The sequence below is a fragment of the Paenibacillus sp. sgz302191 genome (assembly GCF_057749925.1).
The window spans coordinates 276,713-290,805 of record NZ_JBYLHY010000004.1 but is presented as its reverse complement, the minus strand read 5'-3'; the positions used below and the strand labels follow the sequence as shown (position 1 = coordinate 290,805).

The window sequence follows — 14,093 nt, the reverse complement described above, 5'->3', positions numbered from 1 at the left end:
TTTGAAAAAGGAGATATAAAATGATGAGATTCGGTAAAGGAAAACAAATTACGGGAATATCACTTCTTCTGGCAGGCTGTCTCGCGTTCACTGGGATTGCGGGCGCCTTCGGAGAAACGCCGCCTGAAGGCGTAAAGATTAAGGAATTCAGTCTGCTGGATACGGCTTCTGACGTAGTCGGTCCCGCGGATTTCACGCCGGAGGGAAAAAAGGATGGCCATTTCAGGCTGTTGCTTAGCCTCAATAAGAAAACAACGATTAATGCCGTGGTACTGCGTTCCACCGATGACTATGGCAAGGATAATTATCAGGGTGTATGGAGAACAAATCGTGTGACCACCGGCTGGCTGCTGGGCATCGTACAGGAAAAGACGGTAACAACGGGAAGCGGCACCACCCATGAAAGCATGGTTGTGAATCCAGGCTTCCGGAAGGATGTAAAAGAACCTGTCGGGGAGTTTGAGGGCGACCTCACTTTCGACCTGTACGCGAGCGACAACGGTACGATCAAGGAAACGCAATCCTACGTGTTAGAAATCGAAACACCGCAAGGTACGGTTGCTTCCAAGCCAATCAAATATAAGAAACCGACGACGTCGGAAGGGACGCCAGCTCCTCTACCAAGTCCAACATCGTCACCCGCGCCTAACCCAACGCCGACGCCAGTGCCTGGTCCTGTTCAGACGCCGGTCCCTGCACCTTCGGATGGATCAAAAGATATTGCGATCCATGTATTCTTCAAAGGGAACGAACTCCATTTTGACGAGGCGCAGCCGACTGTGATAGACGGTCGAACGCTTGTCCCGTTCCGTCAGTTGTTTGAAACCTTAGGCTTTTCGGTAAAATGGGTGGAAGAAGGAACTATCCGCAAAGCGATCGGAACAAAGAATGGGCATTCCATTGAATTGACGATCGATAGTACAAATGCAATTGTAAATGGAAAAGGGGTTACTCTAGACGTACCCGCACAGATCATTGGCGGTCGCACAATGGTACCTTTACGCTTCGTATCGGAGAGCAGCGGATATCACGTGGCCTTCTCCAGCAGCGGCAGTGTGTGGACCATTCAGATCGAGGACGCCGCCCCAGGCACAACCGATCCGCAATCGGGGGAACCGTCCCCGGCTCCAACACCGACTCCGATACCGGAACCTGAACCGACCCCCGTACCATCCGCAGGGGAAGCTGAGCCTTATGTGGTTAAAGGCTTTTTACGTAACGCGCAAGGCAATCCAATACCTGGGGTTACAATTAATGCAGATAACCAATTGTTTTCTGATAGCAACTTACAAGCTGTGACTGATGGGAATGGGTTTTATCGGATCGAATTGGCGCAGCTCCCTACGACTTGGATGATGTCTACATCTTTCTCGCGCGAATATAACGGCAAGGAACAAAGATTTTATTTAAGATCGGACGTCGACCAGCCATTTGCCGGAAGTTCAGGGGCTATTCGCAATTTTACCTTGAAAGACGTCGTAGGGCACATTGAAATCAATCCCGATTTTTGGTCGTTTGACGACAATTTGCCACAATTCAAAATGGAAGACTTGGAAGTTACGCTTACGCCTGTTGGACCATTATTTGACGGAAGTGTCGGCAAAATGATAACGACACGTGCAGACGCACTCCCAACAGGTGGTCACGGTGTGGATAAAATACCGCTCGGCCGATACAAAATATCTGCTATCTGGAAGCCGGATGGCCATGTTCCAATGCCTATGTTGTTACGGATTACAGGTAAAGGCAATTTTGTTCAGTCCCTTGAATTCGATTTTCATAATCCGCTTGGTGCGCCATCCATATTTCTAAACCAATTTGATGCCAAACTCGACAATCAAACGGGGAAATAGTCGCAGAATATGCGACGCAATCTATCTCAAAATAGAGAGCGTTTTGCGAAACAAGCTAGCGAACTAGATATCGGAGAACGTTAACTGAATAAAGGGTTTAAGCTTGAATCATTGAAAATATTGTGTATTGAAATTTCTTAAAAAGTTTGGGGAGATTTCGTCTCGCCCGCACTATACAGTTGCATAACAAAAAGGCCCCGTATTGGCAAGGGGCCTTATTCTTGTCTATACACACAGTACTGATGACAGTCAAACCTGCAAATTTGGCAAGTTGAATGGCAATCGATCTTACTCCTCCAGCTGCACCGATAATAAGTATGCCTTTTGTTTTCATTTGCGTTAGGCTAATTCTTAAACGATCAAATAGGCCCTCCCATACAGTTATTGAAGTGAGCTGTAATGCGGCGGCGAATTCCAAACTTCTTGGCATGTTTGCTACAATTCGTTCATCAAACCAACGTATTGGGCCACACTTACGAAACACAAAGAAAACAGAGGCGGAACGTCCCGCCTCTGTTTACTTACTTATGAATATCTGTGATTTGAAGCGTTCCGTCGTTCATTATATAGATCGCCTTCTTGGAACCGGAGTTCGTAGCGTCACCTGGAATGACTGGAGCTGTGTCAAAGACTCCGTCTGTGGAGTAATTGAACTCATTCGTATCATCGTTATGCCAAAAAGTAATATATGAATTATCGTCTCGCTTGAATGTCATGTGGTGGTCATCGTAATAACCTGAACTGCTGCATTCCGGAATGTCGCATCCTTCGTTGTGCTGTCCGTGCGTAAAATTAACGCTAGGCAGGATAGTTGATCCATAGGCTTGGATTACTTGGGCATCGGCTTCACATTCAGTGTTACTGAAATTGAATCGATACTTGGTCTGGTTGATAACAATAAACAGTTTCATAAATTCCCTCCAATAATTTAATCTTGCAAATATTAACGAAAAATCCAAGAGGTGGATCCTGCTGACTTGCTCTTTATTTTAAAGCAATGTGGAATCGAATTGAACTACCCGCCAGGGTGGATCGAAGCTAAAAATCGGGTAGGTATCCTTTGACCCGCATGGAGGAAAAATGTCCCAACAAATCGAAATATTAACGAATATAGTATTTGTTTAATTCAGCTTGCGGAGGCCTTAAACATGATTAAAAGTACAAACCTGCTTATTCCCCCTGCGCGAAAATCATTGGTGTCCCGACCACGACTGATGCGCAAGCTGGAGGAAGGAATGGAGGCCAAGCTGACTTTGCTATCCGCCCAAGCTGGCTACGGCAAAACGACAGCGTTAAGCGAATGGGCGAGGCAATGCCGCTCTCCGGTTGCCTGGATCTCGCTAGATAAGTACGATAACGATTGGAGCACGTTCTGGAGCTGTGTTTTGGCATCCATACGAGAAAGGCTGCCGCGGTTCGGGGAAGCGATTGAATTTTTACTCGAGCAAGAGTCGGCGGGTTCCATTGATTCAGCCATTTCGGCGTTCTTGAATGAGCTAAGCTCGATTAGCGGCGATTTCGTTCTTATTCTGGACGACTACCATGTCATTGAGAATGCGCCTGTAAACGAATCGATACGATATATGCTTGATCATCTACCTCCGCATGTCCATCTCTATATAGCAAGTCGTACCGAATTACCCTTTCCTACGGCCAGACTGCTTGCCAAAGGGGAGATCAATGTCATTCGAATCGAAGATATGCGATTCGAACTGGAAGAGGGGTTTGTTTTCTTCCGAGAGACGACAGACTTATCGTTAACGGAGAAGCAAATAGTCGCGTTGTTCGAACAGACGGAAGGCTGGGTGAGCGGACTGCAGCTTGCGGCCATCTCACTGAAACGAAGCGGCAATATTGCCGATACGATTCGCCAGTTCAACGGCCGCCAGCGTCAAATCTCCGATTTTTTGTTGGAAGAGGTTTTTGCGCATTTATCGGACTCCTTGCGGGAATTCCTGCTGGCAACCTCCATTCTGAGCAGCCTGAACAGGGAGCTGTGCGCAGCGGTAACGGGACAAGCCGACAGCCAGGGCCAACTGGAACGGTTGGAGCAGCTGAATTTGTTCATTATTCCGCTGGACGATCAGCGCGATTGGTTCCGGTATCACCATCTGCTGTCCGAGTTCTTGCAGCAACTGAGCGCTAGAGAACATCCGGAGCTGTGGAGACGCTCCCATCATCGGGCCGCGGCTTGGCATGAGAATGAGGGGCTCTATGAAGAGGCGGTGGAGCATTATATCAAAGCGCAGCAGGCAGAGGATGCCGTCCGGCTCATCGACCGCATCATGCCGGATCTCATGCAATTGAAGGGCAATGTGCTCTTGAGATGGATTACTTCCCTGCCGGAGAGCAGCTACGAGCACAAGCCGACGTTCGAATTGTACTATATCTCCAAATTACTGATGGATGGAGAATGGGATCGAGGGTTGCGCAGGGCCGAGCAAGCGGAGAAGCGATTCGAAGCCATGAGGGCGTTCATCCCTGAGCCTGAATGGAATCAATTAATGGGCAATCTCTATTACTTATGCGGGATCTTCTCCTATTTGCAGCAGAACTTGTCGCTGACTTCGAAATATTTCGAGATGTTGGATCAATATTTGCCGGAAGGCAGCGGCTTCCAGAAGTCTTCAAGCAGACGGTATCAAGGGCACGAAGGATTTATGGATCTTCTCTCGTTAAACAACAACCTTCATGAGGTGGAACAATTTCTGCTGAAGTGGGTGAAGACGTGGGAGAAGAAAAAAAACTATCCATTCGTCGGATACCTTTATTTGTCTTATTGCTTACTTCTGTATGAGTGGAATCGGTTGGAAGAGGCGGAGTTGTATCTCGGACAAGCGATGAGTCGAGAGGACCTGCGGACCAACGTATGGATTTGGATTCATCTTGGTCTTGCTTCATCCTGGCTGCAAAATGCTCTGGGGAGAGAAAGTCATGCGATCGAATGGCTTAGCCAGCTCGGCTCAAACGTCGATTCGCCCGATTGGCAAGTCGTTCAGAAGAGGGTCAAGGCGGAGCAAGCTCAACTGTTCCTGAGTCAAGAGCAGCGTCAGAAGGCATACGATTGGTTGGAGCAAAGCGGGATGTCACATTTAGGTGAGGTTCCGCCCCGCCATTTCGAAGAGTACCTGGTTCTGGTAAGAGTTCTCGCGGCGAACAGCAGAATTGAGGACGCACTGCAATTGCTCGAGCAGTTGGAACGTTTGGCTTACAAGGAAAATCGTCTGCGAAGCCGGATTAAGCTGAAGATCGTGCAGAGTATGGTGCTTCGGCAATCCGATCATCCCCAAGAGGCATTTGCTCCCTTGAAGAACGCCTTAAGGCTCTCGGAACCGGTGGGCTATATTCGCAGCTTCCTGGATGAAGGTCCGTTGATGGTCGAGATGCTGGCCGAGCTTCTGAACGAACAGCAAGAAGCTGCGATGCCATTGGTGCCCTTGAAATATATCCATCTGCTTCTTGAAGCTGCAGGCAGCGGTCAGTCTAATAAGTCTTTGTCGGATGAGGCTTTGACCGGGAAGGAAGAGAAGGTGCTTGTCTTGCTCGCAGAGGGATTGATTTATAAGGAGATAGCCGCTCAAATGAATGTAACGCTGGACACGGTAAAGTTCCATATGAAGAACGTTTATCGCAAGTTAGGGGTACATAATCGAGCGCAAGCGATTCAACGAGTCAAGCAGCATCGGCATTAGGATTGAGACAGCGGTTCTAAGGTACAACGAAATAAAAGGCCGACCCTTATGAGACAGCCCCTTGCTTCTTGCACAGTTGTAAACTTATGATTCAATCTATGCCTCGTAATGAATCAATCATGATCAGGTGACTTTTTTATAAACCAACCCAGCACCAAAATAAGTATTGCAAGAATAAATTCAATCCAAAAAACCGTTTGTAGACCGGTAACCATGCTTTGCGTCTTCTCATGCATCGTAGTGGGATCGAGCGAATGGTGAAGATAACGATTGGCTCCGGACGACATGATGCCGACGAATAATGCGATGCCAATTCCCCCTGCAACCTGTTGGAGCGCATTGTATATGGCTGTGCCATGGGGGACCAGGTGACGCGGAAGTTGATTCAATCCTGTCGTCTGAGCCGGCATGACGACGAACGACATGCCTAAGAATAAAAGGACATGATTGAACAGAACGGAGCCTTGTGTCGTATCACTGTCGATGCCGGCAAACAGCCACAATGATATGGCGATCAGGAATAATCCGGGCACAATTACGAATTTCGGCCCGAATTTATCTAATAATTTCCCCGACACCGGCATCATCATCCCGTTCAAAATGCAACCTGGCATCAGAAGTAAACCTGTCGCGAATGCTGTCAACTGCATCACATCCTGCATATAGATCGGTAGCAATATCGTTGTGGCGAATAGGACCATCATCAGGATTACAACCAATACCGCAACAAGAGAATACGTGGGATGCCGCCGGAATACGGAAAGATCGATCAACGGCTCTTTGATCGTGAGCTGCCGCCATACAAGCAAGATCAAGAAGAGGCTGCCTATGGCAATTGACCCGTAACCCTCAGGCTGGGCCCAGACATTTGTTTGGCTGAAGCCGTAGGTTACGCAGCCGAAACCGATGGTTGACATCACAATGGATAAAAGATCGACCCTTGGTTTGGTCAGTTCAGTCACATTCTTCAAGTATATGAATGCATAAATAATCGAAAACAGTGCGACAGGAATCACCATGTAGAACAACCATCGCCAGTGAAAGGTATCGATAATCAAACCAGACAAAGCCGGCCCGATGACGGGGGCGACCATGATGACCAGCCCCATAAGACCCATGGCGGCACCCCGGCGTTCCGGAGGATAGAGGGCGAGAATCGTATTCATCATCAACGGGATCAATAATCCTGTCCCGCAAGCCTGAACAACCCTGCCCATCAGCAAAATTCCGAATCCCGGGGATACTGCACACAAGCAGGTACCGGCCAAAAATAGCGCCATCGCAGACATAAACATCTGGCGAGTCGTGAACCATTGCTGCAGTAATGCGGTCACCGGCACCAGTACGCCGATCACGAGCATATAACCCGTCGATAACCATTGTATGGTCGAAGCAGCAACGTTAAAATCCCTCATCAATCCAGGAAACGCATTGGTAAGTAAATTTTCGTTAAGAAACGCGACAAATGTACCGATGAGTAGAGCGGTTAACATCGCCCCTGTTTTTATTGCTCTTACCTTTTGAACTCCTTTGTCCATCTGTTACCTCCCGATTGTTCACTAAGCCGAGTTTTCGTAGTGCCTTGATATCGAATTGCCAGCCTGTCGTGCAGATTATCCTACACCATCACTTTCTAACAAGGAATAAAAATGATCGCGGTCTTCGTCATCGAATTTGCCAAGCGTCCGTATCCTGACAAATTCATGTCCGCCATTCATGTCTATTTCCTCACCATACCTATTGTAGAGCGCGATCATATTGCCATCTTGACTCAACTCCATGTACCCGTAACATTGTGCTTCAGGCACTTCGTCGTAAAGGAGCATAAATCTGATTTTGTCCACTCTGTGCATACAGCTTCTCCTTCTGTCTTTAGTAATGACCTTGAATTCATTGCGCTCTGTCCTTTGTGTGCATATCCCTTATCTCCCCTTCGGCCTGAGGAAAATTTTACATGAAACCGGATGAATTGGAAAAAGCGATATCGTTCTTCATACTCGGAAATTCATTCCTATTTCGAAAGCATAAGGGGGGATCCCCCGCTATGTCGCTCATTCGCACATTTTCTCTTGACGAGATGGGATTTGGGGATTATGATAACGTGCCGGTCAACTCTACAAGGTAAATCAATCCGAAAAGAAATAATCTAATATAAATAAATTCCGTTAGATGTGTCGAATTGTCTCGCATTCATTCGTTGTTTAAATACGGGTCTGCCAAAGCGGTTTGAATCGAACGAAAAATAGGGCCACTAAAAATTTGGAGGAGATTAAACATGAGGTTTATGATGATCGTGAAAGCGACAACGGATTCGGAAGCGGGCGTAATGCCCAGACAGGAACTGCTTGATGCCATGCTGAGGTATAACGAGGAATTGGCAAAGGCTGGGGTGCTACTTGCCGCAGATGGGCTGCAGCCAAGCTCCAGTGGCATTCGGATAGGGTTTATGGCTCTATGAAAGTGGCTGATTTTAACCAAGGCACCGTTTTTGAAATTGTTCCATAATTCAAGGAGAACTGGCACGAGTTTCAGCGTGATGGTCAGTAGAACAGGCAAAAAGTTGGCGGTTAAACGCCGCGGCGATTAAAGGGCAGGATAATTCAATAACAATATCAAATTGAAGACCTTGTGAAAAGATTGTCGTGCAGGAAGGAGCAATCAAAAATGGTTATTCAGTCTACTATACTGGATCTCCGAAAAACTCGGATATATTATTTTGACAGGCATTTTAGATCCGAATCGTGCCCTTTGCATTAAACGCATTACCATTAAAATCAAAGGGCAAGGATACGGAAAAGAAGCAATGAGGCTTATCATAAAATGGGTTTTTGAGAACACAGCCGCCGAGTATTTTGACGGCCTATTTAGATCGAAATGTCATTTTCTTTGGCAAGTCGTTTTCGAGTGTTCCAATCAAATCGGCGCGCATTACTCCAAAAGTTGTGCTCCCCATTGTAATAACCATTTTTATCAACTTGTAATTTTTTACGGGCGATCATTTTAACGTAACCGATAACCCGGCTAAAAGTGGCGATATCGTCGCTACAGCATACGGGGCATTCAACGATGTTCTTACCGTCTTCTGCAACAATTTGTTGACCGCAGCTAAGACAACTTGTCAATGTCGGAGTTAAGGTAATGTATTGGATCGGTTTGTCGAATATTTTTTTGATATATGCAGCCAAACGTTTGGGCTCGAGTTTGCTTTCAAGGAAGTGGTGCAAAATACTCCCTGAGGTAGCGTAACTCTGGAATTCAGCGCTATTTTCAACTTGTCGGAGAAAATCATCTTCACTGAAAGGGAGCATACAACCAGATGTAAGATAGATGTCTTCTCCAACACCTTGTACAAAAATATCACGATGATTTTCTTTAGCCCACTTCATATCTTGTCTGGCAAGATTAATAGCTGCATTTTCCCCGGGAGCGTATTCGATTCCGCAGGCGACTCGATCTCTAACGATAAAGCTATTGATTTTATCCGTCATAAATTGCATAATTCGATGCGCCAGATCTTTTCCGCTTTCGTTGTTCATTCCACCGGCATATCCAATGTTAATCAATCCTTCGTGCATGCCTGCAACGCCAAATACGTTAAAGTAATTCGCCAAATCCCTGTTCAGCGCAAAAAAAGTAGGATATAGCTCTTTGTTTTGCTCGATCCAACTCCGTTTTGCCATATGGCCTTCTTGCATAATGTTCAAAAGTTCTTCTATACGGGCAAACATAAGATTTTCATCGTGACCGAATTCCAGCAATACTCGGTTCATGTTCAAATTTAATACCTGCACGGCCCCCGTTGAGCCGGTTGAACTTCCAAAGATACCGCTGCCTACCTTAGATAGAACGGTCAAATCGATTTGCAGCCGGTAACATAAGCTGCGACTAGCCTCCGGATCACGCGGTTTCAGGTAGGGATTAAGCAGACGGTAATGCTTATCCATAAATGGGGTAGTTCGGAAATTCTCGAAATATACGCCGCCCCATTGATACATGCTATCCAGCATCGTAAGAAACAGTGGATTATCGTAATTGAAATAATCGTCAATCGGTACTGTGATCAATGGAAACGTAAAGGGCAGACCGGTTCCGGTTCCTTGTTTCATAACTTCAATAATTGCTCTATTGATTCGGTCAAAATACTCCGACGGAATGTCCCGATAACGAATGTCGAATGCTGTTCCGCCGATCACGACGAAATCTTCTTTAATTTCTTCCGACGGCTTTCCAAATTCAAGCGTAATGTTCGTAAAGGCTGATTGGGAACCGCCTCGCAGGGGCATATTCAATTCCCAGATAAGGCTTTGGAACAACTGTTTGAGATCGTCATCTGTGAAGCGCCGCCCATGATACAATTCCTCAACATACAAATAAGACGCAGAAATAGTGGTCATTTGTGACAGCATAACGGCACCGGATACTTGTTGGGACATAAGTACGATGATATTGCTAAAATGGCGAAGCAATGTTTCCAGCTTGCGGGTCGGTTTCGAGGCCATCATATTTTTGGCCAACGTTGGAATCCTTGCAAGATACGCTCAAACAATAGGGACTTAGCTGTTTGTCATGTATGTAAATAACACCTTCTTCATACAATTTAGTTAGCTTGGCCGGCAAAATGCGCTGCAAAAGATATTCTTCTTCTGCAAAGTTAGTCAGGTTGTGTCTTAGTAAGGGGAGCGAGTAAACAAAATTGCTATTTTCTCGTTTTAAATAATCCGATTGCTTAGATTCTGAGTTCGATGTAAACGTATTGATAATGTCTTCTGTGTGACGGAACATGGGAGCGCCTCCATTTAATTTGTTTGTATGGTCTGATAAGGGGAAAGGTATGGATTAAGAAAATAAGGAACGTTACTGTTATATTTCGTTTTCAACTTATCAACATAAATTCGGATTTGATCAAAATACTCTTCACTTAACAAGGGATATTGTACAGTTCTAATCTGGCTTACTTTGCTGTTGTGACAAATAACGGTTTCTACTGATTCCAACATATTATCGCAAAATTGCTTCGACGGAATGACGCCTAGAACGGCTTCGTAGACCTCGCGATCGGCCACCGGATCCATACAATGATAAGGTAGTTTCATGTCGACATGTGCGCCATCGATGAGTTTTCTAGCAAACAACTGTTGTAACTTGTGGGGGTAGGTTCCATTTGTAAATATCACCACCTTTCCATTGAAGTTCGAGCGCACCCGTTCAAGGAAATCGGCTATTTCGTCGAGTTCGTTGATTAAAAACTCGCCCCCGCTAAACAATAATGCATCGAACATCGTATGACTTTTTCGGATCCGGTCAATGACTTGATCACTGCTTAAATGCCCTATCGGTTTCTTTGCAATCAATTCATCAAAATTGTGACACCCATAACAGCGCATGTTGCAACCGTTCCAGGCATGAACCAGTAACGCAAGATGTCCGGGCAAGTCGTCGAAGGTGCGAATGAACTTGGGGTAGAAGACCAGCATAGCTAACTCCTTTCGAAAAATATACGATGAAATACTATATATACTGATATATTTTAATCGTACCACAATATATAGTATTAAAATGTGATGAAGGTCACTTGTAAGAGGGTAAACAGAATTGCTTCAAAGCATCTTCAAAGGGGAGAGAAGTTGTTAAACGAAGTTAGGTCCTGACGGAATTTGTAAGGAACCAGATGGTGTTTAATGATATACCTTGACACTGCAAAGGCATTACTTTATTATGATAACAGTTCAATAAAACAATTGAATTGTTGAGGTGTTTTGATTGTGAACTTAGAACGAAAATGGAAAGATCAACTATATCAGGAATTTGCTCGTATTGGTAAATGCCTATCCAGTCCAAAACGGTTGGAGCTGATTGACTTACTTGCCCAAGGTCCTAAATCTGTGGATCAACTCGCAAAGATTACCGGAATGAGTGTTGCAAATGTATCGCAGCACCTGCAAACGCTGCATGAATCAAGGTTGGTTCGGTTCAACAAAAAAGGCAATTTTGTAATTTATGAAATCGCGGGGCTATCTGTCGCCGACTTCATGGTGTCTTTGCACCGACTTAGCGAAAAGCAATTAATAGAAATACAACGGCTAAAAACTGAAATTTTGCAACATCATGCAAGCATGGAACCAATTGTTCTTGAAGAGCTTATGGAACGGATGGAAAAAGGGGAAGTTTTGTTATTAGATGTGCGGCCAGAGGATGAATATGCTATGGGCCATATTCCAGGTGCTATATCTATGCCTATCGATGAACTAGAGAACCATCTGGCGTCTTTACCTATCGATAAAGAAATTGTAGCGTATTGCCGTGGCCCTTATTGTCTAATGTCTTTACAAGCAGTTGAAATTTTGAAAAGCAAAGGCATACAAGCCTCCCATTTAGAAGAAGGGGTGCACGAATGGAAGCGTTATGTAGAGAGAAAGGTGGTTCTAGGCGATGAAGCATGGACCCCATAATATTCGAGATTACGTCGATTCTCCGGGTATGCAGCAACAATTATTTAAGCGCTCTTTACTGATAGTAGTCATATCGCAAATATTTGGCGGTGCAGGCCTTGCTGCCGGGGTAACCGTGGGCGCGCTTCTTGCCCAGGACATGTTGGGAGCGGAAAGTTTTGCAGGTGTACCTGCCGCCTTGTTCACTCTTGGCTCGGCTCTGGCAGCCTTTCTTGTGGGTCGTTTTTCACAACTTCACGGGCGCCGGTGGGGGCTTGCCGCCGGATTTTTGGCAGGTGGTATTGGGGCAATAGGGGTAATCTTTGCCGCAGTAAATAACAGTGTTATTCTTCTGTTCGCTTCTCTATTTATATACGGTGCAGGGACTGCAACAAACTTGCAGGCACGATATGCCGGTACAGACTTGGCTAAGCCTAACCAACGAGCAAAAGCAATTAGCACAGCAATGGTTTCGACTACGTTTGGTGCGGTTGCAGGTCCAAACATGGTTGATGTAACGGGCCATTTTGCAACGTCAATCGGTGTCCCGGCCCTTGCAGGTCCATTTATTTTGGCTGCCGGAGCATACATTCTAGCAGGAGCAGTATTTATTATTTTCCTCCGTCCGGACCCTTTCGTTGTAGCGCAGGCTATATTTAGAGCACAATCGGAATTGAGTCAGTCAACAGCAGCACAAACGAATACACATAAAAAAAACAACAGAAGCTTAATTGTCGGGGCAACAGTAATGATCTTAACTCAAATCGTTATGATCGCAATTATGACAATGACGCCTATACACATGAAGCACCACGGACATAGTTTAGGGGATGTAGGATTAGTAATAGGCATCCATATTGGCGCAATGTATTTCCCTTCTCTCATTACAGGCATTCTTGTCGATAAGATCGGTCGCGCAGCGATGTCAATAGCTTCGGGTGGGGTTCTGCTAGCTGCCGGCATTGTTGCAGCTCTAGCGCCTGTTGATTCTATGTTGGTACTTATTATTGCTCTTGGTTTGTTAGGGCTCGGCTGGAACTTGGGCTTGATCAGTGGAACTGCACTTATAGTAGATGCAACCGATCCGGCAACTCGTGCAAAAACTCAAGGAACAATTGATGTGTTAATAGCGCTAGCAGGGGCAGCGGGGGGAGCATTATCCGGTATGGTTGCAGCACATTCCAGTTTCGCAACGCTTTCGTTTTCTGGCGGTGGACTCGCACTTTTACTAATTCCAGTAGTGATATGGTCCCGAAAAAAACAAAAGTTAGCTGCGTCAGACAAAATCTCCATGAACTAACGGAGAAAGTTACTAAACTTAACGTATACGAGAGTTCAACTAAAAAAGGGGCAGTTTGCCGCGGCAGGCTGCTCCTTTTTTTGATTGAACATTCCTGTTAGGGCTAAGAACATGTTACCCTTCCGGTCAACTAGCCGCGTACCCCTTCGACGTATTCAATCTGCCCGTCCAAATGACGTAACCCATCCCAACATACGTTAGCCCCCAGAAGAAAGCAAAATATTTGTTGTCTTCGACAGGCAGTATCATCGAGACCAGCATGAGTACTAGCAGTACCGCGATCCAGCGGGGAAATACATTCGCCCTGTACGTTAAAAACGTAAACACCAGCGTGCCTCCTGTAAAACCGAAAAGAGCAAACGAACGGGAAACGGCGAAAATGATTCCGTCATGATTCATTTCCGGCTTGACGGACTCCATGGAAGACCAGACCAGGCAGGATGTCACGATATTGCCGATAATGATGGAAAGTATGGTAATAAATCCAATGACACCGGTTTCTCTCGATTGTACCATGTACGTGGCTATCGTGCCGACGGACATCAAAATACATGCGACGAATCCGCAGATCAGTTCCGGCGCGCTATCCGTCCCCCAGATCAGAGAGCTTGGCGTCATCCCCATACGTACGATTCCCGCCAGTAAACAAATCATGCCCAACCATCGAATCACTTGTTTTTCACTCATCATCCATACAGCCTCCTGTTTCATTGATCAAAACGTCGATGCGCTTAATTATAAGCTGCGGAACAGCACGGGAAACAGAGAGAGCCGTCACAATGTTCAGGGAAACCGGAACGGGACATTTTCGGGAAATCCG

At 45.9% G+C, this 14,093-nt stretch carries 11 protein-coding genes and 2 pseudogenes; 5 read left to right on the top strand and 8 right to left on the bottom strand.

The genetic code is table 11. The features are described from left to right. Nucleotides 1–20 precede the first annotated feature (20 nt). Nucleotides 21–1,853: a stalk domain-containing protein gene (locus tag AC3G2T_RS07975; protein WP_488435104.1), complete on the top strand. Its 1,833-nt coding sequence runs from the start codon at nt 21–23 to the stop codon at nt 1,851–1,853. A gap of 235 nt (nt 1,854–2,088) precedes the next feature. On the opposite strand, the pseudogene AC3G2T_RS07970 reads toward AC3G2T_RS07975, so the two are convergent. Both AC3G2T_RS07970 and AC3G2T_RS07965 read right to left on the bottom strand, forming a co-directional pair. Continuing rightward, nucleotides 2,089–2,304: pseudogene (locus AC3G2T_RS07970) on the bottom strand (zinc-binding alcohol dehydrogenase family protein); the annotation flags it as partial. A gap of 70 nt (nt 2,305–2,374) precedes the next feature. Next, on the bottom strand, nt 2,375–2,764 hold the full coding sequence (locus AC3G2T_RS07965; protein ID WP_474682390.1) for a hypothetical protein: 390 nt from the start codon (nt 2,762–2,764) through the stop codon (nt 2,375–2,377). A 237-nt stretch (nt 2,765–3,001) separates the two neighbouring features. Between AC3G2T_RS07965 and AC3G2T_RS07960 the strand changes: the two genes are divergently transcribed. After that, nucleotides 3,002–5,545, top strand: a complete 2,544-nt coding sequence (locus AC3G2T_RS07960) for a winged helix-turn-helix domain-containing protein (protein ID WP_488435103.1) — start codon at nt 3,002–3,004, stop codon at nt 5,543–5,545. 113 nt (nt 5,546–5,658) lie between these two features. Here AC3G2T_RS07960 and AC3G2T_RS07955 read toward each other — a convergent pair whose 3' ends face one another. Then, nucleotides 5,659–7,083 (bottom strand): MDR family MFS transporter, encoded by a 1,425-nt coding sequence (locus AC3G2T_RS07955; protein ID WP_474682392.1) that lies wholly within the window; start codon nt 7,081–7,083, stop codon nt 5,659–5,661. 75 nt (nt 7,084–7,158) lie between these two features. Next, nucleotides 7,159–7,398, bottom strand: a complete 240-nt coding sequence (locus tag AC3G2T_RS07950; protein WP_474682393.1) for a hypothetical protein — start codon at nt 7,396–7,398, stop codon at nt 7,159–7,161. Between the two features lie 422 nt (nt 7,399–7,820). Here AC3G2T_RS07950 and AC3G2T_RS07945 point away from each other — a divergent pair. Beyond that, a pseudogene (locus AC3G2T_RS07945) lies at nt 7,821–7,991 on the top strand (YciI family protein); the annotation flags it as partial. Nucleotides 7,992–8,409: 418 nt separating this feature from the next. Here the strand turns inward: AC3G2T_RS07945 and nrdD (AC3G2T_RS07940) are convergent. Genes nrdD (AC3G2T_RS07940) through AC3G2T_RS07930 form a run of 3 tightly spaced genes read right to left on the bottom strand, consistent with a single transcriptional unit; the run spans nt 8,410 to nt 11,019 of the window. Continuing rightward, nucleotides 8,410–10,059, bottom strand: coding sequence for an anaerobic ribonucleoside-triphosphate reductase (gene nrdD / locus AC3G2T_RS07940; protein ID WP_488435102.1), 1,650 nt, complete (start codon nt 10,057–10,059; stop codon nt 8,410–8,412). After that, nucleotides 9,995–10,327, bottom strand: a complete 333-nt coding sequence (gene nrdD, locus AC3G2T_RS07935; protein ID WP_488435101.1) for an anaerobic ribonucleoside-triphosphate reductase — start codon at nt 10,325–10,327, stop codon at nt 9,995–9,997. Before nrdD (AC3G2T_RS07935) ends, nrdD (AC3G2T_RS07940) begins: the two co-directional genes overlap by 65 nt. 14 nt (nt 10,328–10,341) lie before the next feature. Continuing rightward, the gene (locus tag AC3G2T_RS07930) at nt 10,342–11,019 is read right to left on the bottom strand and encodes a 4Fe-4S cluster-binding domain-containing protein (protein ID WP_488435100.1); all 678 of its coding nucleotides are present in this window, start codon (nt 11,017–11,019) and stop codon (nt 10,342–10,344) included. 288 nt (nt 11,020–11,307) lie between these two features. On the opposite strand from AC3G2T_RS07930, the gene AC3G2T_RS07925 reads away from it, so the two are divergent. Together AC3G2T_RS07925 and AC3G2T_RS07920 are read left to right on the top strand one after the other, a co-directional pair. Then, nucleotides 11,308–11,994 (top strand): ArsR/SmtB family transcription factor, encoded by a 687-nt coding sequence (locus AC3G2T_RS07925; protein WP_474682396.1) that lies wholly within the window; start codon nt 11,308–11,310, stop codon nt 11,992–11,994. After that, entirely contained in the window at nt 11,975–13,273 is a 1,299-nt protein-coding gene (locus AC3G2T_RS07920; protein WP_488435099.1) for an MFS transporter, read from the top strand. Before AC3G2T_RS07925 ends, AC3G2T_RS07920 begins: the two co-directional genes overlap by 20 nt. A gap of 126 nt (nt 13,274–13,399) precedes the next feature. Here AC3G2T_RS07920 and AC3G2T_RS07915 read toward each other — a convergent pair whose 3' ends face one another. Next, complete coding sequence (locus AC3G2T_RS07915) at nt 13,400–13,963, bottom strand: hypothetical protein (protein WP_488435098.1); 564 nt, start codon at nt 13,961–13,963, stop codon at nt 13,400–13,402. Nucleotides 13,964–14,093 lie beyond the last annotated feature (130 nt).